General features: G+C 37.7%; 15 protein-coding genes. 12 read left to right on the top strand and 3 right to left on the bottom strand.

Annotation, left to right across the window (positions count from 1 at the left end):
- Positions 1–186: 186 nt before the first annotated feature.
- The 3 genes from GVN22_RS01960 to GVN22_RS01950 all read left to right on the top strand — a co-directional run bounded on the left by GVN22_RS01960 (position 187) and on the right by GVN22_RS01950 (position 8,405).
- The gene (locus GVN22_RS01960; RefSeq protein WP_166549397.1) at positions 187–3,357 is read left to right on the top strand and encodes a TonB-dependent receptor; all 3,171 of its coding nucleotides are present in this window, start codon (positions 187–189) and stop codon (positions 3,355–3,357) included.
- A 94-nt stretch (positions 3,358–3,451) separates the two neighbouring features.
- On the top strand, positions 3,452–4,945 hold the full coding sequence (locus GVN22_RS01955; RefSeq protein WP_166549396.1) for a RagB/SusD family nutrient uptake outer membrane protein: 1,494 nt from the start codon (positions 3,452–3,454) through the stop codon (positions 4,943–4,945).
- Between the two features lie 370 nt (positions 4,946–5,315).
- Entirely contained in the window at positions 5,316–8,405 is a 3,090-nt protein-coding gene (locus GVN22_RS01950) for a lantibiotic dehydratase (RefSeq protein WP_166549395.1), read from the top strand.
- Positions 8,406–8,618: 213 nt separating this feature from the next.
- Here the strand turns inward: GVN22_RS01950 and GVN22_RS01945 are convergent, their stop codons facing one another.
- Complete coding sequence (locus GVN22_RS01945; RefSeq protein ID WP_166549394.1) at positions 8,619–10,367, bottom strand: cytochrome-c peroxidase; 1,749 nt, start codon at positions 10,365–10,367, stop codon at positions 8,619–8,621.
- A 95-nt stretch (positions 10,368–10,462) separates the two neighbouring features.
- Positions 10,463–11,950 carry a hypothetical protein gene (locus GVN22_RS01940; protein ID WP_166549393.1) on the bottom strand — a complete coding sequence of 496 codons (1,488 nt, stop codon included), beginning with the start codon at positions 11,948–11,950 and terminating at the stop codon, positions 10,463–10,465.
- A 339-nt stretch (positions 11,951–12,289) separates the two neighbouring features.
- On the opposite strand from GVN22_RS01940, the gene GVN22_RS01935 reads away from it, so the two are divergent.
- From GVN22_RS01935 to GVN22_RS01910, 6 genes are all read left to right on the top strand, one after another.
- Entirely contained in the window at positions 12,290–13,450 is a 1,161-nt protein-coding gene (locus tag GVN22_RS01935) for a homogentisate 1,2-dioxygenase (protein WP_166549392.1), read from the top strand.
- Between the two features lie 182 nt (positions 13,451–13,632).
- Positions 13,633–14,445, top strand: a complete 813-nt coding sequence (gene phhA, locus GVN22_RS01930) for a phenylalanine 4-monooxygenase (RefSeq protein WP_205690754.1) — start codon at positions 13,633–13,635, stop codon at positions 14,443–14,445.
- Positions 14,432–15,562, top strand: coding sequence for a 4-hydroxyphenylpyruvate dioxygenase (hppD, locus tag GVN22_RS01925; protein ID WP_166549391.1), 1,131 nt, complete (start codon positions 14,432–14,434; stop codon positions 15,560–15,562). The genes phhA and hppD overlap by 14 nt, the downstream gene beginning before the upstream one ends.
- Before the next feature lie 142 nt (positions 15,563–15,704).
- Complete coding sequence (locus GVN22_RS01920; protein ID WP_166549390.1) at positions 15,705–16,151, top strand: MarR family winged helix-turn-helix transcriptional regulator; 447 nt, start codon at positions 15,705–15,707, stop codon at positions 16,149–16,151.
- Positions 16,152–16,374: 223 nt separating this feature from the next.
- Positions 16,375–17,643 carry a fumarylacetoacetase gene (fahA, locus tag GVN22_RS01915; protein ID WP_166549389.1) on the top strand — a complete coding sequence of 423 codons (1,269 nt, stop codon included), beginning with the start codon at positions 16,375–16,377 and terminating at the stop codon, positions 17,641–17,643.
- Positions 17,644–17,751: 108 nt separating this feature from the next.
- Complete coding sequence (locus GVN22_RS01910) at positions 17,752–18,588, top strand: flavin reductase family protein (protein ID WP_166549388.1); 837 nt, start codon at positions 17,752–17,754, stop codon at positions 18,586–18,588.
- Between the two features lie 283 nt (positions 18,589–18,871).
- On the opposite strand, the gene GVN22_RS01905 is transcribed toward GVN22_RS01910, so the two are convergent.
- The gene (locus tag GVN22_RS01905; protein ID WP_166549387.1) at positions 18,872–19,588 is read right to left on the bottom strand and encodes an SDR family oxidoreductase; all 717 of its coding nucleotides are present in this window, start codon (positions 19,586–19,588) and stop codon (positions 18,872–18,874) included.
- A gap of 238 nt (positions 19,589–19,826) precedes the next feature.
- On the opposite strand from GVN22_RS01905, the gene GVN22_RS01900 reads away from it, so the two are divergent.
- The 3 genes from GVN22_RS01900 (at position 19,827) to GVN22_RS01890 (ending at position 26,497) form a co-directional block, all read left to right on the top strand.
- Positions 19,827–20,945, top strand: coding sequence for an alpha-amylase family glycosyl hydrolase (locus GVN22_RS01900; protein WP_166549386.1), 1,119 nt, complete (start codon positions 19,827–19,829; stop codon positions 20,943–20,945).
- Between the two features lie 96 nt (positions 20,946–21,041).
- Positions 21,042–22,331 carry an MFS transporter gene (locus GVN22_RS01895; RefSeq protein WP_166549385.1) on the top strand — a complete coding sequence of 430 codons (1,290 nt, stop codon included), beginning with the start codon at positions 21,042–21,044 and terminating at the stop codon, positions 22,329–22,331.
- 1,370 nt (positions 22,332–23,701) lie between these two features.
- Positions 23,702–26,497 carry a TonB-dependent receptor gene (locus GVN22_RS01890; protein WP_166549384.1) on the top strand — a complete coding sequence of 932 codons (2,796 nt, stop codon included), beginning with the start codon at positions 23,702–23,704 and terminating at the stop codon, positions 26,495–26,497.
- Positions 26,498–26,675 lie beyond the last annotated feature (178 nt).

The raw sequence follows: 26,675 nt of genomic DNA, 5'->3' as shown, positions 1-26,675 counted from the left end.
TCTAAGACACTATTTGCGCTAATGAAAAGCTTTCCAGAACCTTTATGAAAATTAAAGGGGCTAGGCTTTTCATTGCCTTTTTGTACCTAGTGTCCTTCAAATTATTTATAAAAAGACAGTACATAAATAGTAAAACAGAGGTCCGAACCCTCCATTATCTTTTAATCCAAATTAAAAACAGACTATATGAGATCAATTAGACAATTTGTATGGATCGTTTTGTGCTTGCTTTCTTATGTTGGCTTGGCACAGGAGCGAGTGGTGACTGGTAAAATTACCGACGCATCGAGCAACCAAGGAGTACCTGGTGTGAGTGTATTGGTAAAAGGCAGCCAGCGTGGTGTTACTTCTGATGTAAATGGTGGTTATTCTATTTCGGTTGGAAAAGGTGCAGTGATAGTTTTTACCTCGGTAGGTTATGAAAAACTAGAAGTAGCTATTGATGGTCAAACAAAACAAGATGTAAGTTTAAAGCCAGATATTAAATCATTGGATGAGGTTGTGGTAGTTGGATATGGTACGCAGAAAAAAGCGAACGTAACAGGTGCAATGGCAAACTTCAATGCCAAAGACTTAGACCAACGCCCTATCTCTCGTGTTGACCAGGCTTTGGTAGGTCAATTGGCGGGTGTACAAGTAAAGCAAACATCAGGAACTCCTGGTAAAGGCTTTAGTGTACAAGTACGTGGTTCGGGTTCAATTTCGGCAAGTAACGAGCCTTTATATGTGATTGATGGTTTCCCTTTAGAAACATCTGGACAAAATGCTTCTGGTGGTTTTAGCACAGGTAACCCATTGGACAATATCAACCCGAATGATATTGAAAATATTCAGGTATTGAAAGATGCCTCTTCTGCGGCTATTTATGGTTCAAGAGCGGCTAATGGTGTGGTATTGATTACTACGAAAAAAGGTCAGGAAGGAAAAGCAAAAATTACTTTTAATGCTTATTCGGGTATTACAAAAGCCGTTAGAATGTTGGATATGTTAAGTGCTGACGAGTGGGTAGATCGTGCAACAGAGATGATTAATGCTCAGTGGGTAGCTTCTGGTGCGGGTCGTACTGCTTCACAAACCACTGCTGAAAGAAGAGCTATCTTAGGTTTGGCATCTACAGCAGTAAACTCAAACTTGATGTTGGATGACCGTTGGGCTCAAGCGGGTCACCCAGGATTAAATTATATCGACTGGCAAAAAGAAGCTTTCAGAACAGGTAAAGTAAATAACTATCAGTTGTCTGCAAGTGGAGGAAATAACTATGTGAAGTACTATGTATCAGGTAACATGACTCACCAAGATGGTACAGTTTTGAATACCTATTACCGTAACTACTCAGCCCGTGCAAATGTAGAGGTAAAAGCAAACGAAAGATTGAAGTTTGGTGTAAACTTAGCACCATCATACTCAGAAGCAAACGACCCAGGGGTAGAAGGTAAAGACGCTATTTTGCATATTGTAGCGGGTATGACGCCAGTACAAGAAAATGGGTTGGATGCAAATACAGGTCAATATGGTCAATATCCATGGAGTGTGAGCCGTAATAGCCCTATTCGTCAGTTAGAAAGTAACATTGGTCTTACAAAAACGTTTAGAACGATTTTCTCAACTTTTGTAGATTATCAATTAGCAAAAGGATTGACATTTAGAAGCTCTATCAACTTTGATAATACAGATTTGTCAACCAAAAGATACAGCCCAGACTGGGTAAATGGTAGTTTGTCTGCACGTACTACAACGCCAGGTTTGTCTACTTCAGGTAGTTTCTCGACCTTGAAAAAACAAACTTTGGTAAACGAAAATACCTTGTCGTATTCTACTACAATCAACCAAGACCATGATATTTCGGCAGTCGCTGGTTATGCATATAACTTGACAAAAATCGGAACATCAACGATGTCATCAAACGGTGGTTATAACAGTAGTACCATTACAAGTTTGAATGCCGCAGTAAGCGTAACAGGTAATACCAACGAAACACAAAATGTATTGTTGTCTTATTTTGGTCGTGTGCAATATGGCTACAAAGGCAAATACTTGTTGTCAGCGAGTGTTCGTCGTGATGGTTCTTCTCGTTTTGGTGATAACAACAAATGGGGTTTATTCCCATCAGCTTCAATTGGTTGGAGATTGAGTGAAGAAGATTTTATGAAGAATGTATCTTCTGTGAGTGACTTAAAATTGCGTGCAAGCTGGGGTAAAGCTGGTAACTACAACATTGGTGATTATAGCAGTATCTCTACATTGGGCTTCTATAACTATGATTTTGGAGGTACTCAAGCGGGTGGTCAAGCGCCAAACCGTATTTCTAACCCAGATTTAACTTGGGAAAAATCATCTACGATCGACGTTGGTTTAGATGTTGGTTTCTTGAAAAACCGTTTTACTGCATCATTTGACTATTACACAAAACGCAATACCGATTTGTTGTTGAACGTACCTGTTCCTCAAGCTACAGGTTTTGCTACCTCATTGACTAACATCGGTGAAGTATTGAACAAAGGTTGGGAACTAGAGGTAACTTCTCGCAACATCAACAACTCATCTTTCCAATGGACTACATCGGTTAACTTGAGTCATAACGAAAACCAAGTGGTTCACTTAGGTGCAGGTGACGCAACGATTTATATCCCATCGTCATTTGATATTCCTCACAGTGTATTGCAAGTTGGCGAGCCAATGTATGCTTATCACCTAGTAAAGCAAGTAGGTATTTTGACACAAGCCGATATTGATAACAAAGTGGCTTTGTTCGGTACACAAACCGTTGGAGATCCGAAATATTTTGATGCGAATGGTGATGGTAAAATCGATGCTAACGACCGTGTATATGCTGGCAAACCAAACCCAGATTTGGTATATGGTATGACTAACACATTCAAATACAAAGGTTTTGATTTGACTGTATTAGTTCAAGGACAATCAGGTGGATATGTATATTCATTGTTCGGTCGTGCAGTTGACAGAACTGGTCAAGGTTACACAGACAACGCTTTGGGTATTTACAGAGACCGTTGGCGTTCAGTAGATAACCCAGGTGATGGTTTGAGAGGTAAGGCTTATTCTACATTTGGACGTATCAAAAACACAGACTGGTTGTGGTCATCAGATTACTGGAGAGTTCGTAACATCACTGTAGGTTATGATTTGGGTCAAGTAATCAGCAAAAAATATGTAAAAGGTGCTCGTATTTATTTCACAGCCGAAAACTGGTTTGGTGCTGACAAGTACAAAGGTGGTTGGAACCCAGATGCAGTAAATACTAACTTAAGTGGTGATAACTCATTCCCACAAGGTGGCGATTACGGCGGTTTACCATTGTCTCGTTCTTTGATTTTAGGTCTTAACTTGACATTCTAATGAGGCATTGAGGGTTGGGTTTTTGTCGAAAAGTACCCAACCTCCATGAAGAAACCCAAAGATCATATCCTTTACAGATAATTACATTGACAACATGAAAAAAGTATTTTTATATATAGCATTGGCTGCTTTAGGTTTAACAAGTTGTACTGACGAACTTGACCAAACACCTATTTCGAGTGCCACAACTTTGACATTTTACCAAACAAACAACGACTTCTTGCAAGGTATCAATGCAGTTTATGCTTCTTTGTCTGCCTATCCAGAACGTCAGTTGAATTTATCAGAAACTCGCTCAGACAACTTGTATGCGGTATCTGATGGTGGTGTGCGTGACTGGGAAGGTATCAACTCTTTCCATCAAACGATCTCTTCAAACCCGTACGTTGCGGAGGCTTGGAGTGCCAACTACAGTGGTATTTTTAAGGCGAATAACTTCTTAGACCAGTTGACAAAAAATGGTTCTGTGATTACAGACCCTGCTTTGAAAACTCGTTTTGAGGCTGAAGCTCGTTATTTACGTGCTATGTTCTATTTTGACTTGGTGCGTTGGTTTGGTAAAGTACCAGTAATTGATAAAGTAGTTTCACAAAACGAAGCTCTTGCAATAGGTCGTTCTTCTGTGGCTGATGTGTACAAATTAATCATTTCAGATTTGCAGTTTGCAGCAACGAATTTGCCAGTAAGTTATACAACAACCAACGTTGGACGCGCTACAAACAATGCTGCAAAAAGCTTATTAGCTTTGGTTTATATGACTCGTTCAGGTGCTACTTACGGTATCGAAGGACCAGGTATCAACTCAAATGAATGGTCACAAGCGTTAACCCTTCTAAATGATGTAATTAGTTCAGGGAAATATTCGCTTCAAAGCACTTATGCTGGGGTTTTCTCTTACACGAATGAAAACAACAGTGAAGTGGTTTTCGACGTGCAATACATCAGCGGAGGCTTGGGCTTAGGAGCAAGTTTCCCTTGGATGTTGGCTCCTGATACTTATTTTACTGCCAACGGCTTGGGTGCTCAAGGTGGTTTGACTATCCGTCCAGTTTCTTCTGATTTGGTAAGTACTTATGAAGCGGCCGATGTTCGTAGAACATTCTCTATCTTGACGGGATATACTTCAAATGGTGTGCAAGAAACACGTCCATTTTTCAAGAAATATCTTGACTTGTCAAAATATGGGAAAAGCCGTACCGACTGGCCTATCAACTTTATCGTGACTCGTTATGCAGATATTTTGTTGTTAAAAGCTGAATGTCTCATGCGTGCAAACAATGGTGTTGCCACTGACGAAGCTATTGCCTTAGTGAACCAAGTTCGTAAACGTGCTGGCTTGGCAAACGTTACTACATTGACCTTAGACGGACTTTTGGCAGAACGCCGTAAAGAGTTTGCGGCTGAAGGTTCAAGATGGCACGACTTGGTACGTTTTGGTGTAGTTGATAAAGTGATGGCTGCATGGATTCCTAAAGAAGATGTGTTGAAGCAAATGAAATCATTTACAACCAACTACATCATCTATCCAATTCCACAAACAGAAATTGATGTAAAAACTGGTCTATATACACAAAATGCGGGATACTAGATAGTCAAGAAGTTGTGAATGTGGAGTTTACTTTGCGTGGCAACTTCGATACTACTATCTGGTTTGGGGCTTGAAATTAGTTTTGATAATTTTTTGAGACTAATTCTTTAAGTAGTTGTGCAGAATTAGGTTTGATAAATTTTATATGTAAAATATTGATAATTAAAATTTATATTCACAATTCATCACTCACACTTCAGCACTAATACTTAATATACCTCCGCTATTTCCAAGACGGCTTGAGTTGTAATGACTCAAGCCGTTTTTTTATGGACAAAATGTACAGTTATTGAAATAAATTCCTTATAAATCTTTATTTTTCGTCGATTAACTATAAATTGCGTCAAAAGTGAAACTGAGCATTTGACACATGAAAACTATTTACCAATTCCTACCCCAACTCATAATTCGTACACCTGCATTTGCTTTTAATGATGATTTTGATGAAGCTTTTCTTTTGCAACTACTAGAAAATCCGCATTTCTCCGAAGCCCTGTATTTAGCTTCTCCTGTACTTTTTGAAGAAGCGAAGGCTTTAAAGAACCAAGAGAAAGTAGAGGTTAAGAAGAAACAAAAAGTCTTATTTTCTTTATCAAAATACTATACTCGTATGTGTTCGAGGTGTACTCCCTTTGGTCTCTTCGCAGGTTGTGCCATTGCCGAATGGAGTGACGAAACTTCCTTACAATTTTCAGAATCCTTCCACCGACATACGCGCCTAGATATGCACTATGCTGGGGCTTTAGCGCAGCGTTTAGCAGAAATTCCAGAGATAGCACAACGAATTCTTTATTTTCCTAATTCAAGCCAGTATAGACTAGGGGAGGAGTTTCGTTATGTGGAATATCGTTATGTGAATGGAAAGCGACATCACCAGATTTCAGCCATCGATTATTCGCCTTATATTGAGTTTATCCTAGAAAAAGCACAATCAGGTTCAACTTTATTAGCATTAGCGTCATCTTTAGTAGATGACGAAATTACGCTAGAACAGGCGCTGGATTTTGTGGCAGAACTGATTACTACTCAACTCTTGGTTAGTGAGTTGGAGCCAGCTATTACGGGTGAGACTTTTACACAACAACTCATTACGATTCTTTCCCGAATCAATCAAAACGGAGATTTAGACGGTATTTTGTCTATTCTGCAAAAGGTTGAAAGAACTTTGGAAGATATTGATAAACAGCCATATAATACCGTCGAACATTATACTCAAATTATGGAATTACTCCAGCCTTTGGGTGTTCCGTTTGAGGAAGGCAAACTCTTTCAAACTGACAGAATCAATCAGCTCGAACAGACTTTCATTCAAAAAGATATACAGGAGGACATATCGGAGGCAATCGAGCTTCTCTATAAAGCACAAACTTCAAGCGAAAATGGTACGCTGCAACAATTTATCGACCAATTTTATGAAAGATACGATGTGCAGGAAGTGCCTTTACTGGTAGCTTTGGATACCGAAGCTGGCATAGGATATGGCATAACAGGTAAAAATCAATTGACGCCTATCGCCGAAGGGTTGAGTGCAAAAGGGCAGATGTCTTCCACAAAATCGTGGCAAATGGGCAAATGGGAGCAATATCTGTTTCAACAATGGCTCGAAGCTTATCGCCAAAACGCCTTTCAAATTGACCTACAGGAAAAAGAAATTGCACAACTATTTTCGGATAAACCTCCCATGGCAGCGTCTATTCCAGTCATGTTTCGTTTGACGGGAGATAGTCAATATCCGATGTATCTCGAAAATATTGGAGGTTCGAGTGCCGTCAATATCATTGGTCGTTTTGCGCATGCTTCTGAGGAAATATTGTCTGTAGCGAAGGAAATTACCAAACAAGAACAGACTCAAAATCCAGAGGTAATTTTAGCAGAAATTGTACATCTTCCTGAAAATCGTGTGGGAAATATCATTCTTCACCCTGCTTTTCGGCAATATGAAATTCCGTATTTGGCAAAATCTTCGGTGGAGTCAGCAAATCAATTGGCTTTGGATGATTTGATGGTCTCGGTAGATATTATGGCTAGAAAAGTGATTTTGCGCTCAAAAAGACTACAAAAAGAGATAGTACCAAGGTTGAGTAATGCGCACAACTATATCCATAATGCGGTTCCTGTGTATCGTTTTTTAGGCGATTTACAGCATCAAGGTCAGGCAAATTCTGTAGGCATTAACTGGCAAAAAGTTTATCCTGAAGCTTCTTTTTACCCAAGAGTTTGTTTTAAAAACATGATTTTAGAACCAGCTACTTGGCAATTGCAACGCAAGGATTTTGAAAAATTACTCAAACAACCAGAAAAGCAAGAAGCGTTAGATTCATTCCTTGAAGAATGGAAACTACCTCAACGATTTGTTTTATCAGATTCAGACAATGAATTATTGGTCAATACTCAGAATCCTTTAAGTGTTCAAACATGGTTAGATACGATCAAAAATAGGTCAGAAATTACGCTTAAAGAGTTTTTGTTCAATCCAGAATCTGCCATTGTCCAAAATAATCAACACAAAGGCTTCACCAATCAGGTAGTTGCATTTTTAGTAAAAAAAGAAAAGCACTATAATTCAAAGCCGCTTCTCGTCAAGCCTCTTGAGTCTACACAAAGGTCATTTGCCTTAGGTTCTGAATGGCTCTATTACAAGGTTTATTGTGGTGTGCAGTCAGCGGAGGTCATTCTTTCGGAGGCGATTACGCCTGTACTGACGCACTTGAAAGACTCTAATTTGATAGACAATTGGTTCTTTATTCGTTATGCAGACCCCGAAAAACATATTCGATTGCGATTCCATTTGAAAGATGTTAATGCCATAGCTCAAGTATTAACCACTATCAATCAGGCTCTTTTGATTTTTAAGGAAAATAATCGAATATCCCAAATTTTGGTCGACACATACGAACGTGAATTAGAAAGATATGGAGCAAATATTATGGAAGAAACCGAACAATGGTTTGGGGCTGATAGCGATATGGTGCTCGGTTTTATCAACGTAACCACAAAGGAAAATAGAGATGGGTTACGATGGATATTTGCTTGCAAAGCATTGGATATTTTGTTGGAAGACTTTGAATGTACCACTCAAAACAAGCTCTCTTTGTTGGAGTCGATGAGAGATAGTTTTGCCAGAGAGTTTAATCTGGACAAACCTATGAAGCTGTTGCTTGATGCAAAATATAGAGAAAACCGTACAACACTCGAACAATTTCTGACTTTGGGGTTGGCAGAAGAACATGAATATGCGCCACTTTTATCGCTTATTCAAGCTCGTTCGCTAGAAACCTCAAATACCGTTAAGACTATTTTGGAAAAACAAGATGTGATTCACCGTTCTAAATATCTCAGTGACCTGATTCACATGACCATCAATCGGGTAATTCCTGATGGACAGCGCACGCATGAGTTATTGATTTATGATTTTATGAGTCGCTATTATAAATCGTTGATTGCTCGGGGTAGGCGATAGACAGTTTCTGATTTGGGATTTCTGATTTCGGATATAAGGTAAAATAGTTTTTATTTTGTTCAAAAGCGTTCTTATCATTAGTGTTTTTGTAGTAGCGGCAACCCCTGCGGTTGCCATGTTGAGTTGGGCAACCGCAAGGGGTGCCGCTACTACAATTTGTTTTAAAAACAAAGCTTAAACCTGAGTACACTACTAACTCATCATTCACAACTCCTATCTATCTGTAAGCGTTTTTAGAAAAGCGATAAGCGCTGTTTTTTCGGCTTGGTTCAATTTGAGTTGTTCATCTGAAAGGGTTTGATTTTCCAGATTTACGCCCAATCCTAAGGCTCCACCATGATCGTAAAAGTCAATTACGGAGTTCAAATCTGGATAAGCACCGTTGTGCATGTAAGGTGCTGTTTTTTCAATATTGCGAATGGTGGGCGTTTTGAAAGCAAAATGCCAATCAGCAATCTGTGGATTGTACGTGCCACGTCCTAAATCCTTATCTATTTTTTTGCTTCGAGGTTGGTCGAAAACGCCCAAAACCTCCGATTCTGTTTTTTGAAAATCAGGAGGAACAGTTCCATTAAATAATGGGAAAAAGTGACAAGTACCGCATTTGGCTTTTCCCATAAATAAATTAAAACCTACTTTTTCAGTTTCATCCAAAATACCTTTTCCTTTCATATATTGGTCAAAACGACTCTTAAAAGGAGATAGCGAGCGAACGTAAGAAGCTATGGCATTTCTCAAATGTCTAGTTTCTAGTTTATTTACTTTTGGAAAAGCTTTTTGAATAGCTTGTGTATATTTTTCATCCTTTTCAATGAGAGATAAAGCCTTTTCTAAATTTCCCTTCATTTCTAAAGGGTTATGTACCACTTTTTCTGCTTGTTCTTCCAAACTACTCACACTCAAATCATAAAACTGTTTGCTTTGTAAGCCTGCATACATGAGGGTAGGAGTATTGCGTTGAACTTGTTTGCCTAAAATACCTTTGGCTTTTTTGAGTCCATCGGTAAAAGCTTTGTCTGGCTGATGACAAGTACCGCAACTGATGCCATTTCCATTAGAAAGAACTGGGTCGAAAAATAACATCTGACCCAATTCTGTTTTGGCTGGAGTGGTATATGAGTCTGAATTATGTGTATAAAAATCGCCACTAAAAGCATTAGCGTCAAAATAAGAACTTGCCTCCGCAGAAAGAATACGAGTATCTTTCATTGGTGCTATTTCTTGACTTTTTTGCCAATTGACCAGACTTTTAGTGAGCGGTTGAAGATACTGTTTGATACAAGTTAGTGCATCAAAACTCTCATTACTTTGTTTTTCTAAAAATTGAATAGTTTCCGAAAATGCTTTTTCTAAATCGTGATCTATCTCTCCAAAAAGGCTTAAATAATTAGGCAAATGAGCCAATGCCGCTTTGCTCTCGGCGATTTTGTTTTGTGAAAGAGGCGTATCAAACCCGCTCAATCCCAAAGAACTTATCCTAAAAATCTCTAAACGAGCAGCATCCAAACATTGGCTAGGCATGTATTCTAAGTCCTGTAACGTTTGGTATCGTTTGAGTTCTGTTTGTAGTTTGTTGATTTGATGAACCAGCTCATGATGATTCGTTGTATCGATTTTTGGAAATACATATTCTTCAATCACCTGAAAACCACCAGGCTCATTAATCATATTTTCTTCTATTTCAATCTCATTCAATGGAGCACCATTGACCAATCTGGTGGCAGAAGGCATGAAATATTCTGTAATAAATTCAATTTTTTTATAGGCTATTCTAGCTTGAAGAAAAGATTTTTGTATAGAATCTTGTGGTTGTTTGGTAACTACAGCCTGCTGTAGTTTTGATACTTGCTCATTCAAAACACTCAAATCCTTTGCCATTTGTTTCTTAAAAGCAAGGGTGGGGTCTTCTGGTTTGCAAGACCATAACAAGGAAATAAGGAAAAGTAACGTATATTTTTTCATAGTACTATTAAGAATAAAAATTGCCCCTGATTATAACAACCAAGGGCAATATGACTAACGAGAGATTTTATTTATGATTGATCTAGGATTTTCGTTTATCTTGGTACGCCAGACAAAATTACAACTTGTCCGCCTTCTGCGTATGATCCTGTGCTACTATCTGTAATACTTTTTGCAACAGTCGAATTACTGCCATCTGCATTGCTATACTTCATATCACGCCAAGTATGTGGGTGAACGTTCAACAAAAATGTGCCAGGAATACCTACAAGGTCAGAAATATCGTGCATAGCACCGTATTCCCAAGAGCTCAAAGTATTCACATTTAAAGGATTATATTTTGCATTGAAAGTAGCATCTGTGCGACGGTGATTCATTTCAATCATTGGTTTCAATGCTTTCGTAGCGATGTTGTATTGCCACACACGACCATCGTGTTTATTGTCAGCATAGAATGAGTCACCATCTTCCTGAATGTAAACGTAGTTTTCAGTCACACAAATGTTGTCAGGGTTTACAATGCTATTACCTGGGTCTACCACACCATCTACTAATGCTTCCAATGTTCCTTTTAATGGATTGCTAGCATCAAGTGCTAAGTGGTACACACGTCCCCACATAGTTTTGCCAGCTACAGGACTTTTCTTGTCACTTTGACTTACACCAGTCGCAGTAAAGTAAATGTCACGATTTTTTGAAGCAGAACCTTTTCCATAGTCAACATCCTCAACGCGAGCGAATTGAATGGCATTTTTAGTAACCGAAAGCGCTGCAATTTGTGCACCTGTCAAGGTTTTAGCATTTTCAATTTCTACAAATTCTACATCATATTTCTGTCCAACAGCAACATTCGTTTCGATAGGGTCATTATTGGTTCTTTTCAAGAAATACAGTTTACCATTCGTCAAATCACCAACGGTATTAGATACATAAGCAACCAACTGACCATTGGTGTCGTCTTCTCCAATGATAATAACAGTTTTACCAGCAAAAGCTTCTTTAGGAAGTGGTACAGCATTTTCCATACTAGCTTTACCCAAAGCAGGTAATACTCTCGAAGCATCTTTTTTACCCGAAATATCAGCGAGAGGACTAATACCATAAACCAAAGATTCGGCACCACTTTCGCCCGCAGTCAAAAACATTGGACCAAATCCATGAACTTCTGGAGTAGCCAATGTCGCTGAGCACAAACGCCACGTTCCGCCATCACCATCAAGGATGTATTCGCCTTTGGTTGGTTTCAAGGTTTTGTCAAGATATACTCTTGATACCGAACGAATAATTTCATGATTGTTAATCAAGATAAAACCTTCACCCGATGGATTTTTCATCAAGCCCGCACCGTCTGGTTGTGCACCGAATACAAAATTAGGGGAGTCTGTCAGTTTGTCGTCTGAGCTAATAAGGGTATTGATTTTAACTGCATCGAAACCCGAAAGGGTAGTTACCAAGGAAGGGTTTACAGAATAGTCTTTGATAACAACGGGTGTACTTGGTACACCATTTTCATCTTTTTGACACGAAGTTAAACCAGCCAACGCCAACGACGATGCTAGAGAGATAGATAATAGTTTTTTCATAAATTATTAAATGCTTGTATGTGGTTGAGTTTCCAACCTTCATTTTGAATTTCGCTAGCAAAGGTAGGTCTACACTTTAGCCCAAAGTTTAGAGAAATGTTAAGGGAATATAAATCTATTTGCTCCTACATGACTGTTTATAGTTATTTCAGATTTAGGATTGCTGATTGCGGAAACATCAAAAAAACTCCTTAAACAAACTTCTACTATTTTTCCATCATGCATTTTTAGCTTTCTAAATAATTTTTGATCAATTTTTTCTTGGAATTAATCAATATAAGCTTTAAAATTGCATACTAATATTTGTCATGACAAATATTAGTAAAAACAATAATAGCCATGCCAATATATCATCGTTTGGGAGATATTCCCTCAAAAAGACATATTCAGTTTGAGAAACCTACTGGAGGTTTGTTTTACGAAGAATTATTCGGAACGATTGGTTTCGATGGAATGTCTTCATTGTTGTATCATCACCATCGTCCGACGCAGGTAAAGGAGATTCTCGAGAGTATTTCAACAGCTCCTAAAATTGCGGTTGATAAAAACATTGCTTCTCGAAAGCTTATTGGATTCAATGTTGCGCCTGCACAAGATTTTTTGGATAGCAGAGTTACCTTGATGGTCAACAATGATTTGCATATTGGTGTGGCGGCTCCACAGCAATCACTTCGCACTTACTATTATAAAAATGCAGACGCAGACGAACTTTTATTTATTCATAAAGGGAAGGGGACTTTGCGCACCATGATGGGAAATATCCCTTTTGAGTATGGCGATTATCTCGTGATTCCAAGAGGGATGATTTACCAGATTGATTTTGACACGGCAGATAACCGTCTGTTTTTTGTGGAATCATTTCATCCAATTTATACTCCCAAAAGATACCGTAATCATTTTGGGCAAATGATGGAACATTCGCCTTTTTGCGAAAGGGATTACAAGTTGCCTCAACAACTCGAAACTCATAACGAAACGGGTGATTTTTTGATAAAAATCAAAAAGCAGCAAACGTTACATTCAGTGGTATATGCTGCGCATCCCTTTGATGTGACAGGCTGGGATGGTTATAACTATCCATGGGGCTTTTCGATTCATAATTTTGAACCGATTACAGGGCGTATTCACCAACCACCGCCAGTGCATCAAACCTTCCATACCGATGCTTTTGTGGTTTGTTCGTTTTGTCCGAGGTTGTATGACTATCATCCAAAGGGTATTCCAGCACCTTATAATCATTCCAATATCGACTCCGACGAAGTGTTGTATTATGTAGATGGCGATTTTATGAGTCGTAATGATATTGCTCAAGGACATATTTCGCTTCATCCTGGTGGTATCCCACATGGACCACATCCAGGAGCAATGGAACGCAGTATTGGTAAAACCGAAACCCACGAGTTGGCTGTGATGGTAGATACCTTCAGGCCTTTGATGTTGACCGAGGCTGCCATGAAAATTGATGATGGGAAATACTACCAATCATGGCTTGAAAAATAATAATGTAGAATTGTGAGTTGTGAATGATGAATGTAATAAGGTATTCACAAAACGGAAAAAATAGAAGCAAAAAGGAACTGTCTCCTCACAAAAACAAATTTCCCTAACTCACAACTCACAACTCACAACTCACAACTCACAACTCACAACTCACAACTCACAACTCACAACTCATAAAGAAAATGGAATACGATTTTAAACCTTTTTCGATGTCGCAAGACTATGAATCCTATACATCGGATGATAGAGAAGTTTGGAAAATTCTTTTTGAACGACAAATGGCACAGCTGCCCAAGTTAGCGAGTAAAGAATATCTTGCGGGCTTAGAACGTGTGCAGTTTTCGGCGGAGAAAATTCCTAACTATGCTGAAACCAATGTACTGTTGCGTGGATATACGGGTTGGCAGATTCATGTGGTGCCAGGGCTGATTGCAAACCGACCATTTTTTGAATTAATGCAAGCCAAAAACTTTTGTGCTTCGACTTGGCTTCGCAAACGTGAGCAGCTAGATTATTTGGAAGAACCAGATATGTTTCATGATATTTTTGGTCATGTACCTTTACTTTCAAATCCTTCAATTTGCCATTTTTTAGAAGAACTGGCTCGAATAGCCTTACGATTTGTAGATGATGAAGAGGCAGTCGAATACATCGCTAGGTTGTATTGGTACACCATAGAGTTTGGCTTAATTAGAGAAGATGGAGAACTAAAGATTTATGGAGCAGGAATCCTGTCATCTTCTGGCGAAAGCGTGTATTCGCTCCAAGCTGACACGGTAGATAGGATTCCCTACGATGTTGTCAAGATTTTTGATACTCCGTATATCAAAGACCATTACCAAGCTCAATACTTTGTGATTGACTCCTACGAAGATTTATTCCACTCTATTCCCTTCATTGAGCAAGAATTAGAGAAAAGAATGACTCTAAAACATAAGAAAAATACTTTTACTTTTCACGACTCAGAAATCGGACAACATTATGCTAGTATCTGAAAATACCCTTGTGCCAGCTATGGCAACTAACGACTTTTTGCCACTTAATGGCACTGATTACATCGAAATGTATGTGGGCAATGCTCGTCAATCGGCACATTATTTTCAAACGGCTTTTGGGTTTCAACCATTGGCTTATGCAGGTTTGAGCACTGGTTTGAAAGATCGTGAAAGCTACGTATTGGTGCAAGATAAGATTCGTTTGGTGCTTACTACGCCATTGGTAGCGAATACCGAAATCGGTCGTCATATCGATGTACATGGTGATGGTGTTAAAGCCGTTGCTTTGTGGGTCGATGATGCACGAAGTGCTTTTGAAGAAACTACCAAACGTGGAGCTGTACCTGTTTTTGAACCAAGAGAAGAGTCTGATAAAAATGGCTCTGTGGTTCGTTCTGCTATCAAAACTTATGGCGATACCATCCATGTATTTTTGGAAAGAAAAGCCTATCAAGGAATTTTCTTGCCGAACTTTGTTGCTTGGAACCCGAGCTATCAACCATCAGACTTAGGTTTGAAATATGTAGATCACATGGTTGGCAATGTGGGCTGGAACGAAATGAATACTTGGACTGCTTTTTACGAAAAAGTAATGGGCTTTTCTCAAATGGTGTCTTTTGACGATAAAGATATTTCGACAGAATATACGGCTTTGATGAGCAAAGTAATGTCGAATGGTAATGGTAGAATCAAATTCCCGATTAATGAACCCGCCGAAGGAAAGAAAAAATCACAAGTAGAAGAATATCTTGATTTTTACGGAGGCTCTGGTGTGCAGCATATCGCTGTGGCAACCGATAATATCCTTGAAACGGTACAAGGAATGATGGCAAGAGGCGTAGAGTTTCTACAAGTCCCTTCAAATTACTATGATTCTTTACTCGAAAGAGTTGGGCAAATAGACGAAGAAATTGAGTCGCTTCGTACCCTTAATATCTTGGTAGATAGAGATGAAGAAGGCTATTTGTTACAAATTTTCACGAAGCCCGTAGTTTCAAGACCTACGGTGTTTTTTGAAATTATCCAAAGAAAAGGTGCCAAATCCTTCGGAAAAGGAAATTTTAAAGCACTTTTTGAAGCAATTGAAAGAGAACAAGCATTGAGAGGTACCCTTTAATCAATAGATTGGTGGTTTATTAGAAAAGCGTTGGTAGGTTATTGAGATTTTCTATTATATTTGAACACTAACAGTTGTTTTAACAAATACAACTGTTGCACATAACAAACTATCTCAATACTCATATATACCTTTTTCTGATATGACTACCAATCCAAGTGACTCACGTGCGTATTTCTTCAAAATAGATACCACCATGAAAAAAATACGGCAGAGTCTACAGAAAAAACTAGACGATGCCCAGCTTGATATTACGGTTGACCAATGGGTTTTGTTGGACCATATTTATAGAAGTCAAAAGAATGGCATTAGCCAAAACGAATTAGCCGAAATGACGGTAAAAGATGCCCCTACTGTTACTAGAATTATTGACCTTCTAGTAAAAAAAGGCTTAGCAGAGCGTTCTATGGCAGAAAATGACAGGCGGCGATTCAACATTAGTTTGACAGCAGATGGCGAAAAGAAATTTCATGATGCTTTTCCAATCGTAGCCGAAGTCAGGCGCAAAGGTTGGGGCGATTTGTCTGAAAATGACTATCAAACTTTTGTTCGTATCCTTGATTCTATTTATAACAACATAACTGGTTAATTATCGAGAAACATCTCCTACAAGCCCAATCGTTATCAGTAAACCCTTTTTTCATGGTGGTTTGCGGTTTAAGTAAAATGTTCTGTTCAGAAGATTTGGAATTCTCTTCAATTCTTTTGACTTTCAGGTAGTTATGTTTGTGCGTAATCTCTGTAGAGTATTTGCGCACAAATGTTGAACTGCCTTTTCCTATTTTACTGACCTCTTAATTTCATCCAAACTAATGATGCAAACCATTCCAACTTGGCTAGATATACCTGCCGATTCAGATTTTAGTATTCATAATTTACCTTTTGGGGTCTTTTCAACACAAAACACGCCTTTTCCAAGAATTGGAGTAGCCATAGGTGAATATATCCTTGATTTACATTTTTTGGTATCCGAGGGTGCTTTAGATGGGTTGAGTTTTGAACTCGAAACACTTCAAGAGCCTGTCCTGAATTCGTTTATGGCATTGGGTAATGAGGCGGTAAGAGAGCTTCGAGGAAGACTACAGTTTTTGCTGTCACAAGCTACTACAGAAAGAGAGGCGATAGAGGAGGAGGGACTCACACTGCAAGTGGATGCGACCATGCATTTTCCTTTTCTGATAGGTGATTATACCGATTTTTACTCTAGTTTGGAGCATGCCCAAAATGCTGGGAAATTATTCAGAGACCCTGCCAAAGCGCTATTTCCCAATTGGAGACATTTGCCCGTAGGTTACCATGGTCGAGCCTCTTCAATTCAGTTATCGGGTATGGATTTTTATCGTCCTTGCGGTCAAATTATCGATAAAGAACTCAGCACGCCAGATAATCCTATTCCCAAATTTAGTCCAACTCAAGCATTAGATTTTGAGTTGGAAATGGCTACTATCATCGGGAAACCGTCAGAACTAGGAGAAAGAATTACTGCAAAAAATGCTGAAGAACATATCTTTGGTTTTGTACTTTTCAATGATTGGTCTGCCCGTGATATACAACGTTGGGAATACCAGCCACTAGGCCCATTTTTAGGGAAAAACTTTTTTTCTGCAATTTCTCCTTGGGTGGTTACCCTTGAAGCTTTGCAGTATTTTAGAGTTGAAAGCCCTGTACAAGATCCAGCAGTATTAGATTATTTGAAGACAAGTGGTGAGCGAAATTTTGATATTCATTTATCTGTTGAAATAAAACCAGAAGATGCTCAACCTACTGTTGTGACACAAACTAATTTTAAACACATGTATTGGAATGTGGCGCAACAAATAGCGCATCATACCGTCAATGGCTGTAATCTCAACACAGGAGACTTGCTGGCGTCGGGCACTATCTCTGGTCCAGAATTGGGAAGTTATGGTTGTTTATTAGAAATTACAGAAAATGGTAAAAAAGCATTAACATTAACCAATGGTGACAGTCGTATATTTTTACAAGATTACGATTCGGTAGTGATCAAAGGCTGGGCCGAAAAAAATGGGATACGAGTGGGGTTTGGAAATTTGCACAATAAAGTTTTACCTGCTAAATAAAACTTTTAACATCGCCATTGCTGTTCTTTCATTAGAAAATATTGGTTTAAAGCCTGATAAATTCGAAAATATTCATAATTCACGACTCAAAATTCAGCATTCATACTTATGCTATCTCTCAACCCTAAAGATATGGCGGCGCGAGTATTTTACTCGTATATGACTACATCCATTGCTCCTCGACCAATCGCTTTTGCCTCTACGGTCGATGCCGATGGAAATGTCAATTTAAGCCCTTTTAGTTTTTTTAATATCGTAGGTATCGACCCACCCTTATTGGTTTTTTCTCCCAATAATAGAGGTCGTGACAATTCGAAGAAGAATACAACCGAAAATATTGAGGCTTTTCCAGAAGTCGTAATCAATTTGGTGGATTATGCCATGGTGCAGCAAATGTCCTTGTCAAGCTGTGAGTTTCCCAAAGGAACCAACGAGTTTGTGAAGGCTGGTTTTACCGAACAAGCATCTGTTTTAGTAAAGCCTCCAAGAGTCAAAGAAGCGCCAGTTCAGTTTGAATGTAAGATATTAGAAATAAAATCTTATTGGACCTCAAACATTGCTATTTGTGAAATAGTGATGGCTCATATAGCAGAAAATCTATTGGATGAGCATGGAAAAATTGACCAGCTTAAGACCGACTGGGTTGCTCGTATGGGAGCAGATTGGTACGCTCGCATCACGCCTGAAGTGATGTTTGAAGTGCCAAAGCCTAATGTGCATTTAGGAGTTGGCGTGGATAGTATTCCTGAGTTTGTTAAAAATTCAGAACTTTTTGACGGTAATGATTTAGGTAAATTAGGAAACGAGAGTAATCTCCCGTCTGAAGAGGATAGCAAAACCTATCTTTTAAATCTTGAAGCAAAACCTAGTTTGACTTTAGCTAAGACGCTTCTCGACCAAAACAAAATTCGAGATGCTTGGGCAGTGATTTTAGGATTGGAATAGAAAATATTTGCCTTAGGCTTTATGACTTGAGCTAAGACATTTGTATCCAAGAATAATTTACATGAGTCATCCCTAATTTAGTGATTGAGCCATTGAATGAGTGATTAATTTAAAATTTGTATTCTGGCAGTAGAGACGCAATGATTGCGTCTTAAGCTGATTAAAATCTGTCAGAATTTCATCAAAAAAGCGGTCGGAAAATATTGTTCGACCGCTTTTTTGATGAAAACTTAGAGAATAACCCCAATCTGAATATTCGGGATGGCCCATGTTTATCCAAATACTAATATTCCTGCGAAATAGGATGAATCATTAATTCATCAATCACCACATGTTCGGGTGCTGCCAGAATAAAATAGATAGTATTTGCCATATCTTTTGACGAAAGGTATTTGGCTTGATAAGGATCTCCTTCTTCTCTTTTGTGGAAATGTGTGTCTACTACCCCAGAATACACCACAGAAACTTTGATTTTATCCTTTCTTATTTCTTTTCTCAATGCCATCGAAAAAGCATCTTGGGCATATTTGGAAGCACAATACAAGGATCCTCCATCAAACACTCGTTTGGCAACATCCGAGGCGATATTGATGATATGTCCTTTTCCTGCATTTTTCATCAAAGGCACGGTTTCACGACAGAACAAAAATGTCCCTTTTACATTCGTTTCAAAAATAGAATCCCATTCTGAAGTGCTTATTTCGGTTGCTTGTTTGAATACTCCAAATCCTGCATTGTTGACCAAAGCATCAATTTTACCAAATTTTTCAGATGTTTCAGCAACTACACTTTTGACAAAATCTTCGTCTGAAACACTCCCTGCGAAAATCGCTACTTGAGCACCTAATGATTCAGCCTCTTGTTTTACTGCTAATAATTCTTGTTGATTGCGTGCAACTAAACTCAGGTTTGCACCATCTTTGGCTAAAGTAATTGCCAAAGCTTTGCCTATGCCACGGCTGGCACCCGTGATTAGGATAGTTTGGTTTTGTAAAGACATATAATTTTGAAAATTGTTTATAAAATGATTTTTCTGTAAATGTAGAGCTTATTTTATGAAATCTCGATATTTCTAGGTTTGTGTACAGTATTCAAAACTAATGGAAATATAGGCAGAAAATCACCTAAAATAACTTTTGCCGTTGAGATACAAAATATTGCCTTACAGATAAAAACAATTACAAAATATTCTGTTTTAGCTAATTTCGCCACATAAAATTTTAAGTATTTATAAAAACATGAGCCGTATTAATTCAGAGAGAGAGTGGTGGAAAGAAGCAGTTATATATCAAATTTATCCCCAAAGTTTTAAAGATTCAGATAATGATGGCATTGGAGATTGGCAAGGAATTATCTCAAAATTAGATTATCTCCAATCCCTTGGTATTGATGCTATTTGTTTTCGTCCGTTTTCGTCCCATCTTTCTCATCAAGATAGCTCCTTCGAACAATTGGTAAAAGAGGCCAATAATCGAGGACTAAAAGTAATTTCGTCAAGGGCAGATTTGCCAATAAGTTTCCAAACGGAGCATTTGATATTGCGTGAAAGTTCTAACTTTCTTAACCCTCCGACAGAGTTAAAACTGTCGGAATTGAAACGTATTTTTAGAAAAAGAGAACAGGCTAAAGATGACTGGAATTGTGTGTATTGGGGCGATCATGATACTCCTAGAGTTTTGTCAAGATTTGGCAATACCTCCAAATTTGAAAGTGAGTCCGCCAAAATGCTAGGAATGATTTTACTGACGCTCAAAGGAACACCGCTTATTTATCAAGGCGACGAACTTGGCATGAGTAATTGTGCCTTCAACGCGATTGAAGAATTTAGAGATGAAAAAGTAAGTGAAATCTACGAATCTGTTATCAAAAAAATGGGGATAGACGAGCAGATGTTTTTGAGAGTTTGTAACCAAATCTCGGTTGACCATGCTCGCACGCCCATGCCCTGGGATAATACCGAAATGGCAGGGTTTACAGAAAGTGCAGCTTCATGGCTAAAAATTAATCCAAGTAATACTCGTATCAATGTTGCCTCACAGGAAATTCATTCGGATTCAATTTTAAGTTTTTACAAAACATTAATCCATATACGCAAAGAACATCCTGACTTGGTGTATGGAGATTATAATGATTTACGACCAAATTGTAATAAGATTTTTGCCTATAAAAGAATTGGAAAGGATTTTACGTATCTTGTACTCAATAACTGGACAAATAAAACACAAAGTTTTTCAGTAAAATGTAAGGCTTCTGTTCTAAATTTACTCCTGAGTAATTATCCAAATGAATCGCAATACGAAAGCAATACATTTGAATTACAACCTTATGAGTGTAGGATCTATGAATATGCCCATTAGCTGTGACCGATCAGCTATCGATACGGTATTTTCATAATCCAAAAGCTGACAGCCAAACGCTACTCGCAACAAATTCATTAACTTATCTCTCTTTTTATGCAAAAAAATAATCCTAAAGTATTGAATGCTTGGGCAATGTATGACTGGGCAAACTCGGTACATTCATTGACAATTACCTCTGCGATTTTTCCTATTTATTTTCCTGCAGCAGCCGTAATGATGCCTAGTAAAAGTACCAAGTTAGACTTTTTGGGTATGCAACTCGAAAATACCGTTGTGTATTCGTATGCGGTGTCGATTGGCTTTTTATTATTGGCATTTTCTGTGCCTTTTACTTCAGCCATTTCAGATTATACAGGAAAGAAAAAGGCCTTTTTGAAGCTTTATTGCTATTTAGGCTCGCTGAGTTGTATGTTGTTATATTTTTTTGAAGAAGGACGCTACTATTTGGGAACCTTTGCCTTTTTGTTTTCAATCGTAGGCTGGGGGGGAAGTATCGTATTTTATAATTCCTATTTGCCCGAAATTGCTACCGAAGATAGGTTCGATAACTTAAGTGCCAAAGGATTTAGTTTGGGGTATATCGGGAGTGTGATTTTACTACTGCAAAACCTAACCATGGTGTTAAAACCAGAATGGTATGGCGGTATCACAAGCGGACAGGCTTCTCGTATTTCGTTTCTATCTGTAGGTATTTGGTGGATTGTATTTGCGCAAATACCTCTTGCTATTTTGCCAGAAACCAAAAAGGAAAAGAAGAAAGAAGGAGGTTGGATTTTTAATGGTTTTAGAGAGCTCAAAAAAGTATTCCATGAATTGCAAGGGTTGGAGTTCACTAAAAAATTCTTGCTGGCTTTCTTTTTCTATAATATGGCTGCGCAAACGGTGATGTATTTAGGAGCCTTGTTTGGAAGTGAAGAGTTACATTTGCCCGACGATGCCTTAATTATCACGATTTTGTTGATTCAATTGGTCGCAATTCCTGGAGCCTATTTGTTTGCCAAAATTTCTAAAAAAATTGGGAATACAGCTTCTATTTCTTGGATTGTGGTTATTTGGATTGTGATTTGTATTGCAGCATATTTTGTTTATACCAAAAACCAATTCTTTTTGTTAGCTACAGGCATCGGGTTTGTGATGGGAGGGATTCAGTCCTTGTCGCGTTCAACGTATGCCAAGTTGATTCCTGAAAATACCCATGACACTGCATCCTATTTCAGTTTTTATGATGTGTGCGATCGCCTTTCGACTGTTATTGGAACTTTTATGTTCGGTTTAGTCAATCAACTTACAGGAAGTATGCGCATAAGCGTATTGGTGCTGTCGGTGTTGTTTTTGATAGGGTATATATTGATTAAGAGGATTCCATCAAAGACCATATATTAGGAAAATGCCTATAAAAAATGCCGTTAGCAATTATGCTAGCGGCATTTTTTATGAGAAAATACTTTACTGTAGATGTTACTTTTAACACCAATTTGTAGTGTTAAAGTAAAATCCCATTGAAAATTTTATTTAGTTAAGAAAACTAGTCCGCCTGTTTCTTCAAACAGCTACATTCAATAGCCAACTTATACTTTGTCAGTCAATATCTCTTTTTTCTCAATTGATGTAGAGAAATATTTAGTTCCGCAGTTCAAACAAGTATAATACTTGAGATCAGGTATAAAAAACAAAAATGTTTTCAAAAACACGCCTCTTTTGGTACGGGTACCATAAGGATTTCCACAACTTGGACATTTTCTACTACTTGATTTTCGAAAAAAGAAGTAGATTAAGATCGAAAATTGTACGACAGCGTACAAGATAACGATTAGGATTAAAGGGTTAATAGATTCTTCAAACATACCACTAAAATATAATATTGTGTGTTAAATATAGAACCAAGCCGACAAGGATTTCTTGGTCTTATAAATTCAAGGATATAGCAAGAAATGTGTTATAATTTAACAAAGCCCATTGGTATTTGTTAATGTGGTTTTAGGGCGGTTTTTAAGTAGATAATGAGGGTGGAACGACTATAAAGAATTTTCTGTTGACCAAATTCCGAAAAAAAACGTTAAAATCCAATGCATGACCTTGGAATATTAGCGGAAATGAGGGAGTGGTAAATTTACTTGAAGAAATGTGTTGGAGGATATTGGGAGATAATATTATTCTAACGTAGAAATATGCTATTTTCAGCATTAAACCAATGATAATGAGTAAATGCTGAGGACTAAATATATTATTTGTAAAAAAATACATAAATTGATAAAGTACAAAAAAATAACAAATATCATCTATCGCAATAGTAAATATCTGATACAATGAACTTTAATTCATCTTGATAATGAGTTATTGTATATTTCAGTATTTTTATCAATTATTATTTTGTCTGCATCAAATTATTGTCTTAACTTTCAAAATATCTAAACGTTTTTTATTTTAACCTTGTCATAATTACATCATAGATATCGTGCAATACCATACTTGATTTCAAGACTTGAAAAAGTATACGATTCTGCTTCTGTCAAACAACCCGATTTTAGTAGTCAAAATCATTTTTTACTAACAATAGACCAAATTGCACTAATTGAACCTTTATTTATATCTACACAAAAAAAAGATTGGTCTATATATAAAATTCATTGGTCTACAAGGCGCCTTTTTGAGGCTTTCTTCCTCTTTCTTGCACTAAACAAAAGCACTTCTTGCATAGTCTAAGCAACAAAAATCCGAAAAGATATAATTTCATCTTTATCTAAAATAAATTTATGAAAACCTATTTCCGAACCGCTCTACTAATTCTCGTTAGTTTTGGAGCTTGGGCACAAACGAGTCGACTTACTGGAAAATTTGTAGATGCCAAAGGCGAAGCCCTGATTGGTGTAAACGTAGTGTTGACTAATCCTAATGATGCAAAAGATAAGCATTTTGGTCCTTCCGATGTGAACGGCCGATTTATTATTAACCGCATTCCTCTAAATACCACATACCAACTTAAAGCAACTATTGTCGGTTACAAAGAACTAACCAAAAGTGTTACTATTTCGAAGGAATTTAATAACCTTGGAGATATTGTGCTCCAAGAAAGTACCAACGAACTCAATGAAGTTGTCGTAAAAGGAAAAGCTGCGACAATGGTACAAAAAGGCGATACCTTACAGTACAATGCCAATGCATTTAAAACAGCACCAGACGCCAATGCGGATGAACTGATTAAAAAAATGCCCGGAATTACTGTTGAGAATGGTCAGATTAAAGCACAAGGTGAAAATGTCGCTCAGGTGCTCGTAGATGGGAAACCATTTTTTGGTGACGATCCCAATATTGCCTTGAAAAACTTGCCAGCCGAATTAATTGACAAAATTGAAATCATGGATCGCCTAAGTGATCAATCTCAGTTAACAGGATTCAATGATGGAAATACAACCAAAACTATCAATATTGTAACCAATCCCAATAGACGTAATGGTCAGTTTGGGAAAATTTATGCTGGATTAGGGACAAATGATAATTATTCTGCAGGGGGAAATATCAACTTATTTAATGGTGAAAAAAGATGGTCTATTGTTGGAATGAGCAACAATATCAATCAGCAAAACTTTTCGAGTCAAGACCTTTTGGGAATAAGTAGCAGCGGCGGTGGTGGAGGTGGAAACCGTGGTGGCGGTGGCGGAAACCGTGGTGGTGGCAACTTTGGAAGTTCATCGGATAATTTTCTGGTTGGACAACAAACGGGTATCAATACGACCAATTCATTTGGCGTAAACTATACCGATAACTGGGGTAAAAAATTAGCGATAAAAGGAAGTTATTTCTTCAATAATAGTAATAATAATAACGCTCAATCAACGTATCGTACTTATTTCTTGAGTCAGGCTGCCAATCAGTATTATGACGAACAATCAAATAGCTCCAGTAATAATTATAACCACCGTTTGAATCTTCGTTTGGAATATACTATTGACCCAAAAAATACTATCATTTTTACGCCAAGATTAAACCTGCAAAATAATAATTCTACGAGTGTAGTGGACGGTTTGACGACGGATGCCAATAATCAGAAACTCAATCAGACAGCCAATAATACTACCACTAAGCGTACAGGTTATACCTTCAATAATGATATCTTGTATCGTCATAGCTTTGCCAAACGTGGTCGTTCTGTATCCTTGAATTTGAGTACAGCCTTGAACGATAGGGATGCTAATAGCAATTTAGTCTCAAACAACCAGTATTTTACAAGTAATACAAGCTCAGCTACTAGACAGATTTCTGTAACTGATACTAAAGGTTATACCTTGTCCGCTAACTTAGTTTATACAGAACCTATCGGAAAAGGGTTATTACAAGGAACCTACAACGTGTCGTTCAATAATAATAAGAGTGATAAGGTAACTAATAAGTTTAACCCAACCTCTAATGAATATTCGGTGTTAGACTCCTTGTTGTCAAACAAGTTTGACAATGACTATCTTACGCATCGTGCAGGCTTGGGCTACAACTTGCGCATGAAAAATGGTAACTTAAACTTGGGTGCAAACTATCAATCAGCTGAACTTTCGGGTCAGCAGTTGTTTCCTAGAACTACACAAGTAGAAACTAGTTTCCAAAATGTTTTGCCGTATTTGCAATGGGATTATAGATTTACGCAAGATAGCCGTATCCGTTTTAACTATCGTACTTCGACTAATGCACCAAGTATCACGCAGTTACAAAATGTATTAGACAATACTAACCCTTTGTTTTTGACCAGTGGTAATCCCAATTTGGCACAAGAGTATAGTCATAACCTAAATGCTAGATATACTTATAATATACCAGCTAAAGCGTTGACATTTATGTTGTTGGGTAATTTTGGTTATACCAAAAATCCAATTGGAAATGAGGTAACTATTGCTCAACAGGATATGATTATTGATAGAGGTGTGACTTTGAGAAAAGGTGCTCAGTTGACTCGTCCTATCAATTTTGACAATTCATTGAATATGCGTTCGTTTATGGTTATTGGTTTCCCATTATCCTTTATCAAAACCAATGTCAACCTTACGTCGAGTTATAACTATTCGAAATTGCCAGGTAAAATCAACAACCAGTTGAACAACAGTAACCAGTATAATTTTAACCAAGGAATTACTTTTGCGAGTAATATTAGTACCAATATCGACTTTAACTTGACTTATAATTTGGGTTACAATCAAGTAGATAATACTTTACAGCCACAGTTGAATACTAAGTATTATGTACATACTGGAACGGGTAGATTAAATTTGATTTTTGGAAAAGGATTTGTATTCCAATCTGATTTGAGCTACTACCGATACAATGGTTTGTCTGATTCTTTCAACCAACAGTTTATTTTGTGGAATATGTCCGCAGGGAAGAAATTCTTGAAAAATCAGCGTGCAGAAGCCAAAATCACAGTATTTGATGTCTTGAAGAAAAATAATAGCATTACTCGTACGGTAACAGATACTTATATCGCTGACGTTCGCTCAAACGTTTTGACGCAGTATTTTATGCTAACTTTCACTTATAATATTCGTAATTTCAAAGGAAATAGCTAGAGCATAAGTGGCAAAGTGAACAGAGGTAAAAGCACAAAGTGTGATTAGAGATTGAGCTCATGAGTGATTATTTCTAAAATGAATTTCATTTGTAGAGACGTAATGTTTTGAGTCTAAAGAGGTGTCATGTTGAAATATAGTATCAAACATGAGTCATCCCGAATTTTTAGGATTGGGA

Origin of the sequence: Cellulophaga sp. BC115SP, assembly GCF_009905545.1 — a bacterium.
GTDB lineage: Bacteria > Bacteroidota > Bacteroidia > Cytophagales > Spirosomataceae > Flectobacillus > Flectobacillus rivi.
The sequence above is the reverse complement of the archived record's forward strand: the minus strand, read 5'-3'. Positions and strand labels throughout refer to the sequence as shown.

Excerpts from the sequence above, each read along its gene's own strand:
- GVN22_RS01945 (WP_166549394.1), bottom strand. The coding sequence starts at position 10,367 with ATGAAAAAATATACGTTACTTTTCCTTATTTCCTTGTTATGGTCTTGC.
- GVN22_RS01905 (WP_166549387.1), bottom strand. The coding sequence starts at position 19,588 with ATGTCTTTACAAAACCAAACTATCCTAATCACGGGTGCCAGCCGTGGC.
- phhA (WP_205690754.1), top strand. The coding sequence starts at position 13,633 with ATGGAATACGATTTTAAACCTTTTTCGATGTCGCAAGACTATGAATCC.
- hppD (WP_166549391.1), top strand. The coding sequence starts at position 14,432 with ATGCTAGTATCTGAAAATACCCTTGTGCCAGCTATGGCAACTAACGAC.
- GVN22_RS01935 (WP_166549392.1), top strand. The coding sequence starts at position 12,290 with ATGCCAATATATCATCGTTTGGGAGATATTCCCTCAAAAAGACATATT.
- GVN22_RS01900 (WP_166549386.1), top strand. The coding sequence starts at position 19,827 with ATGAGCCGTATTAATTCAGAGAGAGAGTGGTGGAAAGAAGCAGTTATA.
- GVN22_RS01940 (WP_166549393.1), bottom strand. The coding sequence starts at position 11,950 with ATGAAAAAACTATTATCTATCTCTCTAGCATCGTCGTTGGCGTTGGCT.
- GVN22_RS01895 (WP_166549385.1), top strand. The coding sequence starts at position 21,042 with ATGCAAAAAAATAATCCTAAAGTATTGAATGCTTGGGCAATGTATGAC.
- GVN22_RS01955 (WP_166549396.1), top strand. The coding sequence starts at position 3,452 with ATGAAAAAAGTATTTTTATATATAGCATTGGCTGCTTTAGGTTTAACA.
- GVN22_RS01920 (WP_166549390.1), top strand. The coding sequence starts at position 15,705 with ATGACTACCAATCCAAGTGACTCACGTGCGTATTTCTTCAAAATAGAT.
- fahA (WP_166549389.1), top strand. The coding sequence starts at position 16,375 with ATGATGCAAACCATTCCAACTTGGCTAGATATACCTGCCGATTCAGAT.
- GVN22_RS01950 (WP_166549395.1), top strand. The coding sequence starts at position 5,316 with ATGAAAACTATTTACCAATTCCTACCCCAACTCATAATTCGTACACCT.
- GVN22_RS01890 (WP_166549384.1), top strand. The coding sequence starts at position 23,702 with ATGAAAACCTATTTCCGAACCGCTCTACTAATTCTCGTTAGTTTTGGA.
- GVN22_RS01910 (WP_166549388.1), top strand. The coding sequence starts at position 17,752 with ATGCTATCTCTCAACCCTAAAGATATGGCGGCGCGAGTATTTTACTCG.
- GVN22_RS01960 (WP_166549397.1), top strand. The coding sequence starts at position 187 with ATGAGATCAATTAGACAATTTGTATGGATCGTTTTGTGCTTGCTTTCT.